This is a genomic window from Mycobacterium sp. WUMAC-067, assembly GCF_020217485.1.
Lineage (GTDB): Bacteria > Actinomycetota > Actinomycetes > Mycobacteriales > Mycobacteriaceae > Mycobacterium.
In genome coordinates, this window is sequence record NZ_JAEKMI010000011.1 from 1 (window position 1) to 20,268 (window position 20,268).

The 20,268-nt window shown below is 71.3% G+C and carries 20 protein-coding genes and 1 pseudogene; 11 read left to right on the forward strand and 10 right to left on the reverse strand.

Going from position 1 to position 20,268, the window contains the following annotated elements:
* From JF781_RS09810 to JF781_RS09835, 6 genes are all read right to left on the reverse strand, one after another.
* Nucleotides 1-499, reverse strand: a 499-nt coding sequence (locus tag JF781_RS09810; protein WP_225341160.1) for a glycosyltransferase, incomplete at its 3' end; no start/stop codon positions are given.
* Between the two features lie 51 nt (nucleotides 500-550).
* Nucleotides 551-1,075, reverse strand: coding sequence for a DUF3592 domain-containing protein (locus JF781_RS09815; protein ID WP_225329427.1), 525 nt, complete (start codon nucleotides 1,073-1,075; stop codon nucleotides 551-553).
* An 11-nt stretch (nucleotides 1,076-1,086) separates the two neighbouring features.
* Nucleotides 1,087-2,736 (reverse strand): 2-succinyl-5-enolpyruvyl-6-hydroxy-3-cyclohexene-1-carboxylic-acid synthase, encoded by a 1,650-nt coding sequence (menD, locus tag JF781_RS09820; protein WP_225329428.1) that lies wholly within the window; start codon nucleotides 2,734-2,736, stop codon nucleotides 1,087-1,089.
* Nucleotides 2,737-2,831: 95 nt separating this feature from the next.
* Complete coding sequence (locus JF781_RS09825; protein ID WP_225329429.1) at nucleotides 2,832-3,617, reverse strand: alpha/beta fold hydrolase; 786 nt, start codon at nucleotides 3,615-3,617, stop codon at nucleotides 2,832-2,834.
* Nucleotides 3,614-4,531: an o-succinylbenzoate synthase gene (locus JF781_RS09830; protein ID WP_374109688.1), complete on the reverse strand. Its 918-nt coding sequence runs from the start codon at nucleotides 4,529-4,531 to the stop codon at nucleotides 3,614-3,616. Before JF781_RS09830 ends, JF781_RS09825 begins: the two co-directional genes overlap by 4 nt.
* 50 nt (nucleotides 4,532-4,581) lie before the next feature.
* The gene (locus JF781_RS09835) at nucleotides 4,582-6,186 is read right to left on the reverse strand and encodes an amidohydrolase (RefSeq protein ID WP_225329431.1); all 1,605 of its coding nucleotides are present in this window, start codon (nucleotides 6,184-6,186) and stop codon (nucleotides 4,582-4,584) included.
* Nucleotides 6,187-6,468: 282 nt separating this feature from the next.
* Between JF781_RS09835 and fadD8 the strand changes: the two genes are divergently transcribed.
* On the forward strand, nucleotides 6,469-8,088 hold the full coding sequence (gene fadD8 / locus JF781_RS09840) for a fatty-acid--CoA ligase FadD8 (RefSeq protein ID WP_374109685.1): 1,620 nt from the start codon (nucleotides 6,469-6,471) through the stop codon (nucleotides 8,086-8,088).
* An 80-nt stretch (nucleotides 8,089-8,168) separates the two neighbouring features.
* On the opposite strand, the gene JF781_RS09845 is transcribed toward fadD8, so the two are convergent.
* Entirely contained in the window at nucleotides 8,169-8,708 is a 540-nt protein-coding gene (locus JF781_RS09845) for a TetR/AcrR family transcriptional regulator (protein ID WP_225329433.1), read from the reverse strand.
* Between the two features lie 84 nt (nucleotides 8,709-8,792).
* Here JF781_RS09845 and JF781_RS09850 point away from each other — a divergent pair, with 84 nt between their 5' ends.
* From JF781_RS09850 to JF781_RS09895, 10 genes and pseudogenes are all read left to right on the forward strand, one after another.
* Nucleotides 8,793-9,713 carry an aldo/keto reductase gene (locus tag JF781_RS09850; protein ID WP_225329434.1) on the forward strand — a complete coding sequence of 307 codons (921 nt, stop codon included), beginning with the start codon at nucleotides 8,793-8,795 and terminating at the stop codon, nucleotides 9,711-9,713.
* A gap of 11 nt (nucleotides 9,714-9,724) precedes the next feature.
* The gene (locus tag JF781_RS09855) at nucleotides 9,725-10,180 is read left to right on the forward strand and encodes a nitroreductase family deazaflavin-dependent oxidoreductase (RefSeq protein WP_225329435.1); all 456 of its coding nucleotides are present in this window, start codon (nucleotides 9,725-9,727) and stop codon (nucleotides 10,178-10,180) included.
* Nucleotides 10,181-10,193: 13 nt separating this feature from the next.
* The gene (locus JF781_RS09860) at nucleotides 10,194-11,096 is read left to right on the forward strand and encodes a 1,4-dihydroxy-2-naphthoyl-CoA synthase (RefSeq protein WP_225329436.1); all 903 of its coding nucleotides are present in this window, start codon (nucleotides 10,194-10,196) and stop codon (nucleotides 11,094-11,096) included.
* 29 nt (nucleotides 11,097-11,125) lie between these two features.
* Complete coding sequence (locus JF781_RS09865; RefSeq protein WP_225329437.1) at nucleotides 11,126-12,022, forward strand: SDR family oxidoreductase; 897 nt, start codon at nucleotides 11,126-11,128, stop codon at nucleotides 12,020-12,022.
* Nucleotides 12,023-12,063: 41 nt separating this feature from the next.
* A complete protein-coding gene (locus JF781_RS09870; RefSeq protein WP_225329438.1) occupies nucleotides 12,064-12,471 on the forward strand; it encodes a VOC family protein in 408 nt (135 codons plus the stop codon).
* Nucleotides 12,472-12,568: 97 nt separating this feature from the next.
* Nucleotides 12,569-13,793 (forward strand): annotated as a pseudogene (locus JF781_RS09875) (anion permease).
* 13 nt (nucleotides 13,794-13,806) lie between these two features.
* Nucleotides 13,807-14,118 carry a hypothetical protein gene (locus tag JF781_RS09880; RefSeq protein ID WP_225329440.1) on the forward strand — a complete coding sequence of 104 codons (312 nt, stop codon included), beginning with the start codon at nucleotides 13,807-13,809 and terminating at the stop codon, nucleotides 14,116-14,118.
* Between the two features lie 68 nt (nucleotides 14,119-14,186).
* Entirely contained in the window at nucleotides 14,187-14,489 is a 303-nt protein-coding gene (locus JF781_RS09885; RefSeq protein ID WP_225329441.1) for a DUF3349 domain-containing protein, read from the forward strand.
* 68 nt (nucleotides 14,490-14,557) lie between these two features.
* A complete protein-coding gene (gene menE / locus JF781_RS09890) occupies nucleotides 14,558-15,643 on the forward strand; it encodes an o-succinylbenzoate--CoA ligase (protein WP_308011586.1) in 1,086 nt (361 codons plus the stop codon).
* An 11-nt stretch (nucleotides 15,644-15,654) separates the two neighbouring features.
* Complete coding sequence (locus tag JF781_RS09895) at nucleotides 15,655-17,019, forward strand: hypothetical protein (RefSeq protein WP_374109686.1); 1,365 nt, start codon at nucleotides 15,655-15,657, stop codon at nucleotides 17,017-17,019.
* A gap of 6 nt (nucleotides 17,020-17,025) precedes the next feature.
* On the opposite strand, the gene JF781_RS09900 is transcribed toward JF781_RS09895, so the two are convergent.
* The 3 genes from JF781_RS09900 to JF781_RS09910 are packed head-to-tail and all read right to left on the reverse strand — an operon-like array spanning nucleotide 17,026 to nucleotide 20,096.
* Nucleotides 17,026-17,691, reverse strand: coding sequence for a DUF2064 domain-containing protein (locus tag JF781_RS09900; RefSeq protein ID WP_225329443.1), 666 nt, complete (start codon nucleotides 17,689-17,691; stop codon nucleotides 17,026-17,028).
* Nucleotides 17,688-18,350, reverse strand: a complete 663-nt coding sequence (locus JF781_RS09905; RefSeq protein ID WP_225329444.1) for a glycosyltransferase family 2 protein — start codon at nucleotides 18,348-18,350, stop codon at nucleotides 17,688-17,690. Before JF781_RS09905 ends, JF781_RS09900 begins: the two co-directional genes overlap by 4 nt.
* Nucleotides 18,351-18,353: 3 nt before the next feature.
* The gene (locus JF781_RS09910; protein ID WP_225329445.1) at nucleotides 18,354-20,096 is read right to left on the reverse strand and encodes a hypothetical protein; all 1,743 of its coding nucleotides are present in this window, start codon (nucleotides 20,094-20,096) and stop codon (nucleotides 18,354-18,356) included.
* Nucleotides 20,097-20,268 lie beyond the last annotated feature (172 nt).

Consider the following 20,268-nt stretch of genomic DNA (forward strand, 5'->3'; position numbering starts at 1 on the left):
CGACAAGCGCTTCCATCGTCACGCTGGACGGGGCAAGGGTGCGGTCGGCGAGGCCGTGCAGGTGCCGGAACCACGCCCACGCGGCCCGTGCAGTCATCGGGATGCCATAGCTCGCCGCGAAACCCGGGACGTCGGTTTGGTACACCGCGACCGTCGGCACCCGCAGCCACCGCGCCGCGCGCACCCCGCCATAACCCAGCAGCGCCGGCGACGCCAGATGCACGACGTGCGGGTCGAATCCGCGCAGGACGCTCACCAGCCGGGGTGTCGGCACGCCCAGCGGCAGCGTGGTCACCTTCGGGAACATGCGTGACGGCACCCGGTGGACGCGGATGCCGTCGTGGATGCGCTCCGCCCGGGGTTCGCCGGGAGGCGTGTCGGGGGCGATGACGAGGGCCTCGTGGCCCGTGCGGCGCAGGTGCTCGAGCACCCGGATCACCGAGTTGCTGACACCGTTGACTTCCGGCAGGAAAGATTCCGCGACGATGGCAACGCGCACCTCACCACCGTGTCAGCGCCGCCTGTCGACAAGGTTGCCTGCGGGCATCCGTCACGCGAAATTTGCAGGTTCGGCGCTTGCGGCGCGGCGATCCAGCCACTTGTCCAGCAGCGCCAGCAGCGCCAGCAGCGCCGCCGCCCCCAGCCAGCCCACCACCGCGATCGATCCGGCCGGGATGATCGCCAGGCCGGCGTTGCGATGCTGCACGCGAACCAGGTTGGGGTCGTTCTTGTTGTACTCCACGTAGATCCGCATCCCGGTGGCCAGGTGGGACGGGTAGAGCACACCGAGTTCGGGACGGTAGGTGACCCGCTCGGGGGTGACGAATTCGATGGTGGAGCGGCGCGGCCCGGCGCTGAGCACCTCCGCCTGCGCGACGCCCATGTTGTGGCTGATCGCCAGGTCGTTGCGCCACGCGCCGGCCACCAGAAGCACCGACTGCAGCGTGACCAGGCCGGCGACGATCAGCACCGCGATCCGGGCCCACCGCAACGCGACCTTGGCACGGGTTTTCGGAGGTTCGTCACTGCGTCCGTGAATCAGTATGTGCAGCAGAACCTTTGGGGATCTCGCCATCTATGCGCGCCTCACAGCGCCGCCTTGATGGCGGCGTGCAGCTGCCGCAGCGAGGAGCGGTCCGCCTTGACTTCCAGCACCCGCATCCCGGCGCCGGGTTCGTCGAGCGCGGCGTGCAATTCGTCGACCTCGATCTGCCGGCTCTCCACGTGATACGCGCGGCACAACGCCCCCACGTCGACGTCGTGCGGGGTGCCGAACACCCGCGACGACACGTCGGAGAACCGCGGGTCGCCCTGCTCGAGCAGTTCGAAGATGCCGCCGCCGTTGTCGTTGGAGACCACGATGGTCAGGTGGCGTGGGGTGGGTTCGGTGGGGCCGATCAGCAGCCCGGAGCTGTCGTGCACGAAGGTCAGATCGCCGATCAGCGCGACGGTCCGCGCCGGGCTGTCCGGGTCGCCCTCGCGTTCGTGGGCGAGCGCCGCCCCGATCGCGGTGGAGACGGTGCCGTCGATGCCGGCGACCCCGCGGTTGGAGCGCACCCGGATGCCGTGGGTGTCCAGGCCGACCAGCGCCGCGTCGCGGACCGGGTTGGACGCCCCGAGCACCAGCTGGTCGCCGGGCCGCAGCGCGTCGGCCACCGCCGCCGCGACGTGCAGGCCGGTGGTCAGGGGGTGCGCCGCGAGCTGGCCGCGCACCGCGTCGTTGGCGTGCCGGTTCGTCTCCGCGCAGCGGTGCAGCCACGCCGGGTTCGGCGCCCCGGTGGTGACCGCCCGCGTGCCGGTGGCCTGCGAGTTTCCCGAGACGTCGGGCCAGCGGGGGCCGGTGGTCAGCGCGTACACCGGCACCAGGGGGTCGGCCAGTAGCGCCGACACCGGGCGGTGCAGGGTGGGGCGGCCGAGCATGATCACCTGCTTGGGCCGCAGCAACGGAAGCGCCAGCGGGTGCAGCGGGTTCTCCGGGGCCGGAGCGGTCGGTTCGGCCACGGTGGGCAGCTCGGCGAGGGCGGGGTGGGCGCCGGCGCCGTGGCCGGCGATGACGACCGTGTCGGGCGTGAGGTCGATTTCGAGCGGCTGGTCGAAGCTGACCGGCGGGGTGTAGGTCCACGGCCGCCCGCCCGGGCGGCCCTGCGGCATCACCGCGCCGCGCGGTTCGGGATCCGGCACCAGGGGTTCGCGCAGGGGGATGTCGAACTGGACGGGGCCGGCGTTGGCGGTGCGAGACCCGGTGGCGGCCGCCAGGACCCGGCAGGTGGCCGAGCGCCAGGTGGCGTTGTGCGCGTCCAGCCGTTCGGGGGCGTCCTCGGCGAGGCCGAGGCTGATGGTGGCGCGGACCTGGGTGCCGAAGTAGCCCAGCTGCTCCATGGTCTGGTTGGCCCCGGTGCCCAGCAGTTCGTAGGGCCGGTTGGCCGACAGCACGATCAGCGGCACCCGGGCATAGTTGGCCTCCACCACGGCCGGGCCCAGGTTGGCCACGGCGGTGCCGGACGTCATGGCGACGCACACGGGCGCGCCGTCGGCGATCGCCAGGCCGATGGCCAGGTAGCCGGCGGTGCGCTCGTCGATGCGGACGTGCAGGCGGATCCGGCCGGACCGGTCGGCGTCCTGCAGCGCGAAGGCGAGCGGGGCGTTGCGCGAACCCGGGCACAGCACCACGTCGCGGACACCGCCGCGAATCAGCTCGTCAACGACGACGCGAGCCTGAGTCGTCGAGGGGTTCACTCCTACAGGGTGTCACAGCCCGCCGATCGCACGCCGAGCGTGGAGTGGTTGCGGCGGATCGCCGTGATCTCGCGCAACAAGTCGACGCTGGGCGGCTATCGGGGCTCGGCGAAGAACTTGAGCATGGCGGCGTTGACGGCGTCGGGCCGCTCGAAGAACCCGAGGTGCCCGGTGTCGGGTATTTGCATGTAGCGGCCGTTGGGCAGCGCGTCGGCAACCTCCCGGCCCAGATACGGCGGCGTCAGGACGTCGTCGGAGAAGCCGATCACCAGCACCGGCGTCGCGATGCTGCGGTAAGCCGACAACCGGCTGGTGTAGGGCGCGACATCCAGCTGGGCGCGCATGCCCGGGGTGGACTTGACGGGCCAGGTGGAAAACATGGCGATCCAGTCGGCGACCGCGGTGTCGTCGTTGAGAGTTTTGCGGGAAAAGTTTTCCAGCAGGCGGATTTTCGCCTCGTAGGCGGCCGGCAGTGCGACGCCGGCGTCGGACAGCTCGGCCTCGGCGTCGCGGAAGAACTGCCGCGCACGGTCCATGCGGCCGCGGGTGCCCATCAGGACCGCCGCGCTCACCAGATCGGGCCGGGTGAGCATGAGTTCCTGGGTGATGAAGGCGCCCATCGACATTCCGACGATGCGGGCGGGGGCCGCGTTCAGCCCTTCGATCAGCGCCACGGTGTCGGCGACCATGGTTTGCGTCGAGAAGCCCTCGGCGTTCTCCGTGGCGCCGATCCCGCGGTTGTCGAAGGTGATGACGCGGTATCCGGCCGCCAGGAACGCGGGGACTTGATAGGGGTGCCAGGTCCGTCCGGCGCCGCCGTGGCCGGCGATAAAGACCACGGGCTCACCGGAGCCGCGGTCGTCGTAAGCCAGGTTGATCACCCGGACGACGGTACAAGCAGCCGATGGCACGCCTTGACCCGGTCGATCCACCACTGCCGCCGCTCGGGCGGTGCCGCCAGCGTGCGCAGCCGCGCCGGATCCGGCGTCACCGGCCCGACGGCCAGGTTCCCGTCGACGGGTGCGGCGGTCTCGGCGACGTCCTCGACGAACAGCCCCCCGGTACCCAGCCCGCAGGCGTGCCGCAGCCGCGGCAGGGCCGCCGCGGCGGTCAGCCCGGCGGCGATCCCGACCGCGGAGTCCAGCGCGCTGGAGACCACGACGGGGATGTCGATCTGGTCGGCGATGGCGAGCATGGCCGAAATCCCGCCCAGCGGAGCGACTTTGAGCACCGCGATGTCGGCGGCGCCGGCGCGGACCACGGCCAGCGGGTCGTCGGCCTTGCGGATGCTTTCGTCGGCGGCGATCGGCACGTCGACGCGGCGCCGCAGCTCGGCGAGTTCGCCGACCGTCGCGCAGGGCTGTTCGAGGTATTCCAGCGGGCCGTCGGCGGTCAACGCTCCAGCCGCCTGGGCCGCCTGCTCGACGCTCCAGCCGCCGTTGGCGTCCACCCGCACGGTCGCCACCAGGTCGCGCACCGCGTTGACCCGGGCGACGTCGTCGGCCAGCGTCTGGCCGGGCTCGGCGACCTTCACCTTGGCCGTCCCGGCGCCGGGAAAGCGGGCCAGCACCTCGCCCACCTGCGCGGCCGGCACGGCCGGCACGGTGGCGTTGATCGGGATGCGCTCCCGTCGTACCGGCGGCGGCTGCCGGTAGGCGGCCTCGATGCCGGAGGCCAGCCAGTGCGCGGCCTCGGGCGGCTGGTATTCGAGGAAAGCCCCGAACTCCCCCCAGCCGGCCGGGCCCTCGATCAGCGCGACTTCGCGGGTGGTGATGCCGCGGAACCGCACCCGCATGGGCAGCGCCACCACGTGCAGGCGGTCCAGCAGATCCTCGAGGGGCGGCCTCACGCGCTGTAGACCTGGCGGCCCGCCAGATACGTCGCCCGCACGTCGAGGTCGGCGATGCGCTCGGGCGGCACCATGCGCGGGTCGGCCGAGAGCACGACCAGGTCGGCGTACTTGCCGACCTCCAGCGAGCCGATCACGTCGTCGGAGAACAGCTGCCACGCGGCGTCGATGGTCTGGGCGCGGATGGCCTGCTCGACCGTCAGCCGCTCCTCGGGCCCGAGCACCCGGCCGCTGGGCGCCGTCCGGGTCACGGCCACGCTGATGTTGCGCAGCGGCTCCTCGGGCGTGACCGGCGGGTCGTTGTGCAGCGAGATCCGCATCCCGGTGGCCACCGCGGATCCCGCTGGCATCCAACGGGTTCCGCGCTCCTCGCCGAACAGGCCGTCGACGATGACGTCGCCCCAGTAGTGGATCTGGTCGACGAAGATGCTGCAGGTGACGCCGAGGTCGTGGGCGCGCCGCAGCTGCTCGGGCCGGATGGCGCCGACGTGCTCGAGCCGCAGCCGGTGATCGTCGCGCGGATGGCGTTGCAGGGCCTCCTCGTAGACGTCGAGGATGGTGTCGACGCCGGCGTCGCCCTGCACGTGGCAGGCCATCGGCCAGCCGAGCGGGAAGTAGGCGCCGACGATCTCGTGCAGCTGCTCTTTCGTGTAGTTGGCGCAGCCGCACGAACCCGGTACGACGCCGATGATGCGGGTGGCCTCGGTGTCCAGGTAGGGGAACGAGAGGTCGATGTTGCCGATCCAGGGCGAGCCGTCGACCCAGATCTTGATGCCGACCTGGCGGAGCATGTCGTCGCCCTGCCTGGGTGTGGCGTCGGTGGACATCTGCGGGTTGGAGATCTCGTAGGTCCGCAGCCGCACCGTCAGCCGCCCGCGCAGCTCGTCGACCAGTGGCCGGAACCCGGGGTCGAACGCCATCTCCGAACAGGTGGTCAGCCCGGCGCGGTTGAGCCGGGCACACTCGGCGAGCAGCATCCGCGGGTAGTCGGCGAAGTCGATGACCCCGCCCAGCAGCGGGAACACCGCGCCGGTCTCCTCGGCCGTGCCGTCGAGTTCACCGTTGGCGTCGCGGCCATACTTGGCGCCCTTGGGGTCCGGGGTGTCACGGTTCAGTCCGTGCAGCTGCGCGGCGCGCGAATTGAAGTACGCCTTGTGCCCGGAGTTGTGCATGATCACCAGCGGGCCGTCGGGCGCGATGCCGTCGAGCCAGCTCAGCGTCGGCTCCGGAAGACCGTTCTGCAACAGCGGATCCCAGCCGTTGAGGTAGGCGCCGTCGGATCCGCGCCGCGCGACCTCGGAGCGCACCGCGGCGACGACGTCGTCGGCGCCGCGCATGGTGACCGGTCGGATGTCGACCAGACGGTCCGACAACGCGACCGCCTCCATCAGCGGATGGCCGTGGGCCTCAACGAATCCCGGCATGACGCAGCCGTCACCGACGTCGACGGTCTCGGTGTCGGGCCCGATGGCGTCGGCGACCTCGGCACGAGTCCCGACGGCGACGATCCGGCCGTCGGCCACCGCGAGCGCCTCGGCGGTGGGCCGGGCCTCGTCGACGGTCAGGATGGTTCCGGTCACGACGAGATCTGCCTGCCCCATGGGGAGCGATCCTAGTGGCGATCGCGAGAGCGGCGGAGCCGATCGAAGCGGGTCGGCACACAGTTAGACCTAGTGGCGACCGCGAGAGCGGCGGAGCCGATCGAAGCGGGTCGGCGCGGGTCAGGCCTAGTGGCGATCGCGAGAGCGGCGGAGCCGATCGAAGCGGGTCGGCACGGGTCAGGCCTAGATCCGCGGGGTGATCGAGGGCGCGGCAGACCCAAATTGCAACACGTTCTAGTCTTGCTCATTGAGTCGCGTCCGCGACGATGGCAGAGCGAAGCGATGAGGAGGAGCGGCGCCATGACGGACGAGCTGCTGCGCAACCCGACCCATAACGGCCACCTGCTCGTGGGCGCCCTCAAGCGCCACAAGAACAAGCCGGTGCTGTTCCTCGGCGACACCACGCTGACCGGCGGTCAGATGGCCGAGCGGATCAGCCAGTACATCCAGGCGTTCGAGGCGCTGGGCGCGGGCACCGGTGTCGCGGTCGGCCTGCTGTCGCTCAACCGTCCCGAGGTGCTGCTGATCATCGGCGCCGGCCAGACCCGCGGCTACCGGCGCACCGCCCTGCACCCGCTGGGCTCGCTGGACGACCACGCGTACGTGCTCAACGATGCCGGCATCAGCTCGCTGATCATCGATCCCAACCCGATGTTCGTCGAGCGTGCGCTGGCCCTGCTGGAGAAGGTGCCGGGGCTCAGGCAGATCCTGACGATCGGCCCGGTGCCCGAGGCTTTGAACGGGGTGGCGGTCGACCTGGCGGCCGAGGCGGCCAAGTACGACCCGCAGCCGCTGGCAGCCGCGGACCTGCCGCCGGATCAGGTCATCGGCCTGACCTACACCGGCGGCACCACCGGCAAGCCCAAGGGCGTGATGGGCACCGCGCAGTCGATCTCGTCGATGACCCAGATCCAGCTCTCGGAGTGGGAGTGGCCGGAGGAGCCGCGGTTCTTGATGATCACGCCGCTGTCGCACGCCGGCGCGGCGTATTTCCTGCCCACCCTGATCAAGGGCGGCGAGATGCACGTGCTGCCCAAATTCGACCCGGCCGATGTGCTGAAAACCATTGAAGAAAAGCGCATTACGGCAACCTTCCTGGTGCCGTCGATGCTGTATGCGTTGATGGATCACCCGGATTCGCACACCCGCGACCTGTCGTCGCTGCAGACCGTCTATTACGGGGCCTCGGCGATCAACCCGGTGCGGCTGGCCGAGGCGATCCGGCGGTTCGGCAAGATCTTCGCCCAGAACTACGGGCAGTCCGAGGCGCCGATGGCGATCACCTACCTGGCCAAGAACGAGCACGACGAGAAGCGGCTCACCTCCTGCGGGCGCCCGACGCTGTTCGCGCGGGTCGCGCTGCTCGGCGAGGACGGCAAGCCGGTTCCGCAGGGCGAGCCGGGCGAAATCTGTGTCAGCGGACCGCTTTTGGCCGGCGGCTACTGGAACCTGCCGGAGGCGACGGCCGAGACGTTCAAGGACGGCTGGTTGCACACCGGCGACATGGCCCGCGAGGACGAGGACGGCTTCTACTTCATCGTCGACCGGGTAAAGGACATGATCGTCACCGGTGGCTTCAACGTGTTCCCCCGCGAGGTCGAGGACGTGGTCGCCGAGCACCCGGCGATCGCCCAGGTGTGCGTGGTCGGCGCGCCGGACGAGAAGTGGGGCGAGGCCGTCACCGCGGTGGTGGTGCTGCGCGCCGACGCGCCCCGCGACGACGCGGCGATCGAGAAGATGACCGCCGAGATCCAGGCCGCGGTCAAGGACCGCAAGGGCTCGGTGCAGTCGCCCAAGCGCGTGGTGCTGGCCGACTCGCTGCCGCTGACCGGGCTGGGCAAGCCGGACAAGAAGGCCGTCCGCGCGCAGTTCTGGGAGGGCGCCGAGCGCTCCGTGGGCTAGAGGCTCGCCCAACGTGCGGCCGGCCGCACACTCGAGGCCGAACGTGAAGCTGGCCGCACGCTCGGCGGGCAGTCGGCAAGCTAGGCCGTCACCCCGGCCACCAGCAGGTCGAGCATGCGGCCGGTCTGCTCCGGTGAACCGCTGGCCACGAAGATGCCGATGAGGCTGGACACCACATCGTCGGCGCGCACGTCGGCGCGCAGGCTGCCGTCGTCGGCGCCGGCCCGCAACAGCGAAGCGACGGCGCCGACGATGCTGTCGCGAGTCTGGCTCGGCTCCATGGCGCCGGAGTCGAAGATCGCGTGCAGGGACTCGGCCATGCCGCGCTTGGCGGCCACGAAGCCCGCGTAACGGTCCATCCAGCGCCGCAACGCGGTCTTGGGCGGATGCCGCTCGAGCAGCCGCTCGGCGGCCGCGGCCACCTCGGCGAGCTCGGCGCGGTAGATCGCCTCGACCAGCGCCTCGCGGTTCGGGAAATGGCGGTAGAGCGTGCCGATCCCCACCCCCGCGTCGCGGGCGATGGACTCGAGCGACACCGAGCCGCCGTGCTCGGTGAATGCCGCGGTGGCCGCCTCCAGCAGCCGTTCGCGATTGCGGCGCGCATCCGATCTTCCGACCAAAGCGGAGGCTCCTCCGGTTCTGCTACTCTGACGAAAGCGGAGGACCCTCCGCATTCTCCAGTCTCTCACGATCAAGGGAGCACCATGACAGACCAACCCCGGCCCGGCGGCATCGGCACTCTCGGCACGGCGGACGTCGCCCGGATGGGCTACGGCACCATGCAACTGTTCGAGGCGTCCCCGCAGGACGCGGCCGCCGTGCTGCGGCGCGCGATCGAACTCGGCGTCAACCACATCGACACCGCGTCGTTCTACGGCCCCGGCGAGGTGGACCGCCGGATCCGCGCGGCGCTGGCGCCCTACCCGGACGACCTCGTCATCGTCAGCAAGGTCGGCGCCCGCTATACCGGCGACCAACCCATTCCGCTGGCCGCCGCCCAGAAGCCGGCCGAGCTGCGCGCCGCCGTGGAAGACGACCTGCGCCAACTCGGTCTGGACCGGATTCCGGTGGTCAACCTGCGCCGGCTCGATCTCGGTCCGGGACTGGCCGCCGAGGGCGACCAGGTCGTCGACCTCGATGACCAACTCGCCGAGATGATCGCCCTGCGCGACGAGGGCAAGATCGGCGGGATCGGGATCAGCGCCGTGCCGCTCGAGGTGGTGCAGCGCGCGCTGCCCGCCGGAATCGTCTGCGTGCAGAACGCCTACAGCCTGCTGGACCGCTCGCAAGAAGCGACGCTCGAGCTGTGCAAGGCCGAGGGCATCGCGTGGGTGCCGTACTTCCCGCTCGGTTCGGCCTTCCCGGGATTCCCGAAGGTCGGCGACGATCCGGTGGTGGCCGGCATCGCCGGGGAGTTGGGCGTCACCGGCGCCCAGGTCGGGTTGGCCTGGATCCTGGCGCACGCGCCGAACACGTTGCTGATCCCCGGCACCCGGTCGATCACCCACCTCGAGGAGAACCTCGGCGCGGCCGACGTGTCCCTGGACGCCGACGCGCTGGCACGGCTCGACGCCGTGGGCGCGACGGAGCCCCAGCCTCATGGCGTCGAGCCCTTCCAGAGGTAACGTCGCTGCCTATGGGAAGCGCCAACCGTGTCCGGCCGCCGTGGTGGCTGAAGCCGGCCAACAAGGTCTTCATCGGAATGTCTCGGCTGGGAATGCGTTTCGGCGGTGAGAGTCCGGTCGTCTTGACCGTGCCCGGCCGCACCTCCGGCGCCGCGCGGTTGACCCCGGTGACCCCGATGACCCTCGACGGCGAGCGGTACGTCGTCGCCGGATTCCCCGGCGCCGACTGGGTGGCCAACGTGCGGGCGGCAGGCGAGGCGACGATCGCCCGCGGCCGGCACGTCGAGCGGGTGCGGATGGCCGAGTTGTCCCCCGAGGACGCGCGGCCCATCCTGCGGGCCTTCCCCACCGAGGTGCCCACCGGCGTCGGTTTCATGAAGCGGGCCGGCCTGGTCACCGACGGGCGCCCCGAAGAGTTCGAGGCGCTGGCCGGCCGCTGCGCCGTGTTCCGCCTGGACCCGGCATAGGAGTTCAAAACCCTTGAGCGACAACCCCTTTGATGCGCAGGCGTGGCGTCCCGTCAACGGCTTCGACGACCTGACCGACATCACCTACCACCGGCACGTCGACGACGCGACGGTGCGGGTGGCGTTCAACCGGCCCGAGGTGCGCAACGCGTTCCGGCCGCACACCGTCGACGAGCTCTACCGGGTGCTCGACCACGCCCGGATGTCCCCCGACGTGGGCGTGGTGTTGCTGACCGGCAACGGCCCCTCCCCCAAGGACGGCGGCTGGGCGTTCTGCTCCGGCGGGGATCAGCGCATCCGCGGGCGCAGCGGCTACCAGTACGCCAGCGGCGAGACCGCCGACACCGTCGACCCCGCCCGCGCAGGCCGGCTGCACATCCTCGAGGTGCAGCGGCTGATCCGGTTCATGCCCAAGGTGGTCATCTGCCTGGTCAACGGGTGGGCGGCTGGCGGCGGGCACAGCCTGCACGTGGTCTGCGACCTCACCCTGGCCAGCCGCGAGCACGCCCGGTTCAAGCAGACCGACGCCGACGTGGGCAGCTTCGACGGCGGCTACGGCAGCGCGTATCTGGCCCGCCAGGTGGGCCAGAAGTTCGCCCGCGAGGTCTTCTTTCTCGGCCGGGTCTACACCGCCGAGCAGATGCATCACATGGGCGCGGTCAACGCCGTCGTCGACCATGCGGAGCTGGAGTCGGAAGCGATCCAGTGGGCGCGCGAGATCAACGCCAAATCCCCTCAGGCGCAACGCATGCTGAAGTTCGCGTTCAACCTGCTCGACGACGGCCTGGTGGGCCAGCAGCTGTTCGCGGGCGAGGCCACCCGGCTGGCGTACATGACCGACGAGGCCGTCGAGGGCCGCGACGCCTTCTTAGAAAAGCGGGACCCCGACTGGAGCCGGTTTCCCCGGTACTTCTGAGGCCGCCCGCCCGCCTAGACTCGCGTCCCGTGAGTAAGAGTCCGCTACGCCGGTTCGCCGACCAGCTGGTGCTGGCCACCATGCGACCGCCCATGGCCCCGCAGGTGCTGGTCAACCGGCCGCTGATCAAGCCGATCGACCTGGCGGGCAAGCGCATCGTGCTCACCGGGGCGTCGTCGGGGATCGGCGAGGCCGCGGCCGAGCAGTTCGCCCGCGAGGGCGCCACGGTGGTGGTCGTCGCCCGGCGCCAGGAGCTGCTGGACGCGCTGGCCGCGCGGATCACCGCGGCCGGCGGTGAGGCCACGGCGATCGCGTGCGACGTCTCGGACATGGACGCCGTCGACGCGCTCGTCGCCGACGTCGAGAAGCGGCTCGGCGGCGTCGACATCCTGATCAACAACGCCGGCCGCTCCATCCGCCGGCCGCTGGCCGAGTCGCTGGAACGCTGGCACGACGTCGAACGCACCATGGTGCTCAACTACTACGCGCCGTTGCGGCTGATTCGCGGCCTGGCGCCGGGGATGATCGAGCGCGGCGACGGCCACATCATCAACGTCTCGACGTGGGGGGTGCTCTCGGAGGCCTCACCGCTGTTCTCGGTGTACAACGCGTCGAAGGCGGCGCTGTCGACGGTGAGCCGGGTCGTCGAAACGGAGTGGGGCGAGCGGGGTGTGCACTCCACGACGCTGTACTACCCGCTGGTGGCCACCCCGATGATCGCGCCGACGAAGGCCTACGAGGGCATGCCGGCGCTGACGCCGGAGGAGGCCGGCGAGTGGATGATCACCGCCGCCCGCACCCGGCCGGTGCGCATCGCACCGCGGATGGCGATCGCGGCCAAGGCGCTGGACACCTTCGGCCCCCGCTGGGTCAACGCCATGCTGCAACGCCAGCGAATCCAGCCCAATCGCACGGGCGACAGCTGAGCCGACCGGGCTCGATCAGGCTGTGTGATAGACACGAGGCTATGGAGATCCTGGCCAGCCGGATGCTGCTCCGGCCGGCGGACTATCAGCAGTCGCTGGCCTTCTACCGCGACCAGATCGGCCTGGCGATAGCCCGTGAATACGGCGGCGGCACAGTGTTTTTCGCGGGGCAGTCGCTGCTGGAGCTGGCCGGATACGGCTCCCCGGACCACTCCCGCGGCCCGTTCCCCGGCGCGCTGTGGCTGCAGGTCCGCGACCTCGAGGCGACCCAGGCCGAGCTGCGCGGTCGCGGCGTGTCGATCGCCCGCGAGGCACGCCAGGAACCCTGGGGCCTGCACGAGATGCACGTGCTCGACCCCGACGGGATCACGCTCATTTTCCTTCAGATCCCCGCGGACCACCCGCTGCGCCGCGACACCCGAGGTGAACGGCAGGGAAACGCCGGTTAACTGAGAGGTAACATCTGGCGACGACTCAAGGTCAACCCGCGTTTCAGGTCATGCCGCATTCGACAATGGATTGCCCCTACCACCAGAATCAGGCCCTGTGAACATCCAATTGTTCCTCTTGATCATCGTCGTAATCACGGCACTGGCTTTCGATTTCACCAACGGCTTCCACGACACGGGCAACGCGATGGCGACCTCCATCGCCAGTGGAGCGCTCAAGCCCAAAACGGCGGTTCTGCTCTCGGCGGTACTGAATCTGGTGGGCGCGTTCATGTCCACCGCGGTGGCCGCGACGATCGCCAAGGGCCTCATCGACGCCAACATCGTGACGCTGGAACTCGTGTTCGCCGGCCTGGTCGGCGGCGTCGTCTGGAACCTGCTGACCTGGCTCCTCGGTATCCCCTCGAGTTCGTCGCACGCCTTGATTGGCGGCATCGTCGGCGCCACGATCGCCGCCGTCGGCGCGCACGGGGTGATCTGGAAGGGCGTGATCTCCAAGGCCATCATCCCGGCCGTCGTGTCGGCGATTTTGGCCATCGCGATCGGCGCGGTCGCCACCTGGCTGGTCTACCGGATCACCCGCGGCGTCCCGAAGGCGCGCACCGAAGCGGGCTTCCGGCGCGGCCAGATCGGCTCGGCGTCGCTCGTCTCGCTGGCACACGGCACCAACGACGCGCAGAAGACGATGGGCATCATCTTCCTGGCGCTGATCTCCTACGGCTCGGTCAGCAAGACCGCCACCATGCCGCCGCTGTGGGTCATCGTGAGCTGCGCGCTGGCGATGGCGACCGGCACCTACCTCGGCGGGTGGCGCATCATCCGCACCCTGGGCAAGGGCCTGGTCGAGATCCAGTCGCCGCAGGGCATGGCCGCCGAGTCCTCCTCGGCCGCGGTGATCCTGCTGTCGGCCCACTTCGGCTACGCGCTGTCGACCACTCAGGTGTGCACCGGCTCGGTGCTGGGCAGCGGGCTGGGCAAGCCCGGCGGCGAGGTCCGCTGGGGCGTCGCCGGCCGCATGGGGGTCGCCTGGCTGGTCACCCTCCCGCTGGCCGGGCTGGTCGGCGCCTTCACCTACGAGATCGTGCACCTGATCGGCGGCTACCCCGGCGCGATCGTCGGTTTCGCGCTGCTGGTCGCGGTCTCGGCCACCATCTACATCCGGTCGCGCAAGGTCAAGGTCGACCACCACAACGTCAACGCCGAATGGAAGGGCGATCTGACCAGCGGGCTGGACACGGCCGACGACCGGCGCCCGCCCACCCACACCGGGCCCCCGTTCGGCGACATGTCCACCCGGTACGACTCCGACGACCCGTCGCTGAAAGCGAACGCCTCATGAGCCACATCGGCGACTGGTTCAACTACCAGGCCAGCCTGAAGATTCTGCTCTTCGCCATGCTGGCCGGCGCCGCCCTGCCGGGGTTGTTCGCCCTCGGGATCCGGCTGCAGTCCGCGGGTGCCGGCGACATCAATCTGGACGGCGCCAGCAACGGCTCGGCCCCGAGGCGCAACCCGATGCTGACCGCACTGGCGTGGACCATCTACGCGCTGGTCATCGCGGTGATCGTACTGGCCTTGCTCTACATTGCCCGGGACTTCATCGCCCATCACACTGGCTATCCGCTACTCGGAGCGAAACCCAAGTAGCATCGTTCAATGCCCACCGAGTTGCCCACCGAGTTGGCGAACCGGACGCCGGGGAGAGCTGTATCCGCGTGAATGGATTTCTCAATTCCATCGTTTCGTGGCTCCGCGCGGGTTACCCCGACGGCGTGCCACCCACCGACACGTTCCCGGTGCTCGCGCTGCTGGCCCGCCGGTTGTCCAACGGCGAAGCCAAGGCCGTGGCTTGCGAGCTGGTTCGGCGCGGCGAGTTCGACGACGTCGACATCGGCGTGCTGATCACCCAGATCACCGACGAGCTGCCCTCGCCCGAGGACGTCGAGCGGGTGCGGGTGCGGTTGGCGGCCCAGGGCTGGCCGTTCGACGACGCCGACCAGGCCGGGGACCCCGCATAGCCGTACTGCGCGCGCTGCACGTCCCGCCGGGCTCGGCGGTCGGGACGCTGTTACCCGCCTTGGAAGGCGTGCTGGAGGGACGCGACCCCGCGCTGGTGGCCGTCGGTGACGACCGCGAGTCGGAAGTGCTGCGGGCGGGGCTGCGGGTCGGGGAGGCGATCGACGACGACGTCGCCTTGGTGGCGGCCACGTCGGGCACCACCGGCACCCCGAAGGGCGCCCTGCTGACCGCCGCCGCGCTGCGGGCCAGCGCCGCGGCCACCCACGACCGTCTCGGCGGGCCGGGCAGCTGGCTGCTCGCCTTGCCGCCACACCACATCGCCGGGGTGCAGGTGCTGGTCCGCAGCCTGCTCGCCGGAACGACGCCGGTCGAGGTGGACGTCTCCGCAGGATTTGATGTCGCCGAATTGCCCAGGGTCATCGGCGCTTTGGGCCCCGGCCGGAGATACACCTCGCTGGTCGCCGCGCAGCTGGCGAAGGCGCTCACCGACCCGGCGGCCGCGGCGGCCCTCGCCGAACTCGACGCCGTGCTGCTCGGCGGCGGGCCCGCCCCACAACCCGTCCTGGACGCCGCGGCCGCGGCCGGAATCACCGTGGTGCGCACCTACGGCATGAGCGAGACCGCCGGCGGGTGCGTGTACGACGGCGTCCCGCTCGCCGGGGTGCGGCTGAAGGTGGCCGACGGGCGCATCGTCATCGGCGGCGCGACGGTGGCCAAGGGCTACCGCAATCCCGTCGACCCGGACCCGTTCGCCGAGCCCGGCTGGTTCGCGACCGGCGACCTCGGCGCCCTCGACGGCGCGGGCGTGCTGACGGTCCTGGGCCGCGCCGACGACGCGATCAGCACCGGCGGGCTGACCGTGCTGCCGCAACCCGTCGAGGCGGCGCTGTGCCGCCACCCCGCCGTGAGCGAGTGCGCGGTGTTCGGGCTGCCCGACGAACGCCTGGGGCAACGGGTGGTCGCCGCGATCGTGCTGAAGGACGGCTGCGTGCCGCCGACCCTGGACGCGCTGCGCGCCCACGTGACACGCACCCTGGACGCCACCGCCGCGCCGCGCGAGGTGCACTTGGTCGACGCGCTGCCGCGCCGCGGCATCGGCAAGGTCGACCGCGCGGCGTTGGTGCGCCGCTTCGCCGGCGCGAGCGATCAATAGGCTGTGCGTCCGTGAGGCTCGCTCGACGGGAGGCAGTGCGGGACGCCGTCGCGGCCGTGGCCGGGGCGGCGCTGGTGGCGGCGGCGTTCCTGCTGCCGCGGATGAACCCGGGGGTGCGGCCGCGCCTCGACGTCGGGCGGGAACAGTTCGCCACCCACGCCGGCGCCGCGCCGATCTTCGGCGAATGGCTGATCCACGCCGGCTGGGGAACCGGCCCGGCCATCGCCCTGGCCGTCGCCGCCGTCGCGTGGGGACCGATTCTGGCGCAACGGCTTTCGTGGCGCGCGTTGACGCTGGGCAGCTGGGCGCTCGCCGGCGGGTGGGCGTTCGCGCTGGCGATGATCGACGGCTGGCAGCGCGGCTTCGCCGGCCGTTTGACCACCCGGGACGAATACCTGTCGCAAGTGCCGGGCATCACCGACATTCCAGCCACGCTGCGCACGTTCTCCAGCCGGATCGTGGATTACCAACCGCATTCGTGGACCACCCACGTGTCCGGGCATCCGCCCGGTGCGTTGCTGACGTTCGTCTGGCTGGACCGCATGGGTTTGCACGGCGGCGCCTGGGCCGGGCTGCTGTGCCTACTGGTCGGCTCCAGCGCCGCCGCCGCGGTGGTGATCGCCGTGCGCGCGCTGGCGGACGAGGCGACCGCGCGGCGGGCCGCCCCGTTCGTGGCGCTGGCGCCGACGGCGATCTGGGTGGCCGTCTCCGCCGACGGATACTTCGCCGGGGTGGCCGCGTGGGGTATCGCGCTGCTGGCCGTGGCGGTGCACCGCCCGGTCCGGTTCCCCGCCCTGACCGCCGCGGGCGCCGGGCTGCTGCTGGGCTGGGGCGTGTTCTGCAACTACGGCCTGATGCTGATGGGCCTGCCGGCGGCGGCGGTGTTGGCGTCCGCGGCGGACTGGAGGGCGATCCTGCGGGCGCTCGGCCCGGCGGCCCTGGCCGCGATCGGGGTGGCGGTGGCCTTCGCCGTCGCGGGGTTCTACTGGTTCGACGGCTATCACCTTGTGCAGCAACGCTATTGGCAGGGCATCGCCAAGGACCGACCCTTTCAGTATTGGAGCTGGGCCAACCTGGCGTGCGTGGTCTGCGCGATCGGCTTGGGCGGTGTCGCCGGCCTCGGGCGGGTGTTCGACGGGGACGCCATCCGTCGCCGCTCCGGGTTTCACCTGGTGCTGTTGGGCGTGCTGGCCGCGATCGTGTGCGCGGACCTGAGCATGCTCAGCAAGGCCGAGGTGGAGCGCATCTGGCTGCCGTTCACCATCTGGCTCACCGCGGCCGCCGCGCTGCTGCCCGTCCGGTCGCACCGGATCTGGCTGGCGCTCAACGCCGTCGGCGCCGTGGCGCTCAACACGATCATCTTGACGAACTGGTAGGGGCGGTCAGAGCCCGGCCGCGCGGGTGACCCGCGCGAAGCGGCTGTCGGGCCCGCAGGCCTCGCGCACCGCGGCGACGTCGTCGACGACGTCGACGTCCGCCAGCGTCTGCACCGTAGTGGCGTCAATACCGTTGTCGCGCAATGCCTTCAGCGTCATCTTCCCGGTGTCGGGCGCCGACATCGGAACGGTGCGCAGGCATTGGGCCATCGCCGGGGCGCCCACGCCCAGCACCCACCAACCGCCGTCGCGGGCCGGCCCGAGCACGGCCGGGACCTCGAGCAGCCGGCGCGCGCAGCCGGTCAACAACTCGGCGGTGACCTGGGGAGTGTCCATCCCGATCTGCAGCACCGGCAGGCCGTCCGACGACGCGTCGGCGTGCGCGTTGGCGAGCCTTGCGGCGAAATCGTCGCCGCGCTGGGCGATCACGGTGAAGGACGCCAGTCGTCGCCGGATGTCGGCGGCGCTCGCGGCGCGGTCCAGGTCGCCGGTGAGCGCGACAACCCGCGCCGCCACCGGCGCGGCGGCCACCGCGTCCAGCGTGTCGAGCAATGCGGCGGCGGCGATCTCGGCGGCCACCCGGTCCCCGACGCTCGCCGCGAGCCGCGTCTTGGCCCGGCCCGGCTCGGGCGCTTTGGCGACCACCAGCAGGGTCACCGGCAGGGCGGTCACGAGATCACCTTCCAGAAGTCGAGGATCGCGGTGATGCTGCCGCGCAGCGATCCGCTGACCTTCGACTTGCCGCCCGTGCGCGGGCCGTAGCTGACGTCGAGTTCGACGACGCGCCAGCCGGCGGCCGCGGCGCGCACCAAGAGTTCCAGCGGATAACCCGATCGGCGGTCGGCGACGCCCAGCCCCAACAGCGCCTCGCGCCGGGCGACCCGCATGGGCGCGACGTCGTGCACCGGCAGGCCATGGCGGGTGCGCAGCCGCCAGCTCATGACGACGGTGCCCACGCGGGCCACCCACGGCCAGTGCAGCCCGGGCACCGGCCGGCGCCGGCCGGTCACCAGGTCGGCGCCCTGCTCGAGCGCGGCGACCAGCCGTGGCAGGTCGCCGCCGTCCATCGAGCCGTCGGCGTCGATGACCGCCACGATCGGGGTCGTCGCGGCCACGACGCCCGCGTGCACGGCCGAGCCGTACCCGGCCCGCGGTTCGGTGACGACCCGGGCGCCGTGGCGCGCGGCGACCCCGGCGGTGTCGTCCGTGCTGTTGTTGTCGACCACCAGCGCCCGGTATCCGGCCGGGATGGCGGCCAGCACGGCCGGCAGCGACTCCTCCTCGTTGAGGCAGGGCAGGACCACCGTGACCAGGTCGCCGGTGTCAGGCACGCGTCAGAACCCGCGGCGGGGGCGGGGTTCCTGCGGGAACAGCGGCTGCTGCGAGTGCGTCGGCGGTGCGGTCTGCTGGGTGTGCGTCTGCACCGGCGGTTGGGTGGTTGCCTTGGTGCTCGGCGGCGCGTACGTGGTCGTCGGAGGCGAATACGTCGTCGTCGGGGGCGAATACGTCGTCGTCGGAGGCGAATACGTCGTCGTCGGGGGCGAGTACGTGGTGGTCGGGGGCGAGTAGGTGGTGGTGGGCGGTTCGTACGTCGTCGTCGGAGGCGAATACGTCGTCGTCGGAGGCGAATACGTGGTCGTCGGAGGCTGGGACGGCGTGGTGGTCGGCGGCGTGTAGGGCGTCGTCGGGTTATACGGCGGGTTGTAGGGCGGTTGCCACCCCGGGATCGGAATGGGAATCGGAATGGGAACCGGCACAATGGGATTCGGGCGCGGCGCCCAACCCGGATCGGGGTTGGGCACGACACCGGGGTTGCTCGGCGCCTCGGGAACCGGAGCGACCTGCGGGCCCCCTCCGGACGGGGGCGCCACGTGCTCGGGAGCCGGGACGGTGCCGCCCTGGAACCCGGCGTTGGGCGCCTCGGCCGGCGGCGGGGGCAGCGGCGCCTGCTGCTGGCTCGGCAGGATCGGCATGAACTTGCCCGGAGTGCCGTTCTGCACACCCACCACCGGCTGCCGGCTGGCGGTCGGTTCAACGGCGACGGCGATCGCGGTGGCCAGCGACGCCAATCCGATGACCGCGAAGGCGATCACGGCGTTGCCGATCACCAGCGATCGCCGCGACAGCTTGGTCGGCGCGGCCTCATCGACATCGGCGTCCTCGCCGAAGTCCTCGCCGAAGTCGTAGTCGTCGAATTCGGGGTCGTACTCGTCCATCTCGCCCGGATAGACCCCGCCCTCGTCGGCCATCGAATACGCAAGCTGCGGCTCCTCGGCGTCCGGCGCGGGCACGACCGTCGTCTCATCCCCGGTGAGGCCCGCCGCGGGGGCCATCGCGGTGGCATCCCCGACCGCGGGCGCCATCGCGGTGGCGTCACCGGTCAGGCCGACCGCCGGCGCCATGGCCGTCGCGTCCCCCGCGGACGCCGCCGCCGCGGCGATCGCGGCGCCGCGCGCGAGCGCGAACGTGGGGTCCTCGGCGACCTGCACCCGCATGGTGGACGCGTCGCGCAATTCGTCGGCGACGCGGTTGAGGTCGGGCGAGGCGCCCATCAGATACACCTCGCCCGGCGCATCGGGATGCGTGCCGAGGTTCGCCATCATCGTCTGGAACGCGGCGGTGGCGTCTGGGCCCGCGGCGCCGGTCAGCGGCTGGCTGGCCAACACGGTCGGCGGCGCGTCGGGATCGCCGGTGTCCCGGCCGACCACCGACAGGGTGGCAGTCGCGTCGTCCATCACCAGCGCGGCGCCGGGCCGCCCGGCCGCGCGCATCAGGGCGGCCACCGCCTGCGACTCGGAGAGCACCGCGACGTTGTGCACGCCGGAATCCTCCAGCGCCCGCCGCAACTGGTCGGCCCGGGGATCGTCGGACCAGCACAGCCGGGTGCCGACCAGCCGGTGGTTCTCGTCGGCCAACAAGCGATTGGTGCCGACCACGGTCTCGGTGAGCGTGTCGAGCGGATTGTCCGCGAGATCGATGACGGATTGGTCGATCACGTCGGTGCCCTGGGCGCCCGGCCCTAGGAGCGCCAAGCGGGCGACGGGACCGGTGACCGCGACCCCCAAAACCACGTCCATCCCGCTTCTCCTTCACCCTGGCCACCCCGCGGCCAGCAATGTCCCGGCATCATTACACTTGCGATACCGTCGGCAGTGTCAGTCATTCGGCGACAAGGTTCGCCTACTAGCGCAGCGTAACCAGCTTTTCGAATGACAGGACGGTCGCCGCGGAATCGCCTCCGCGCCGCGG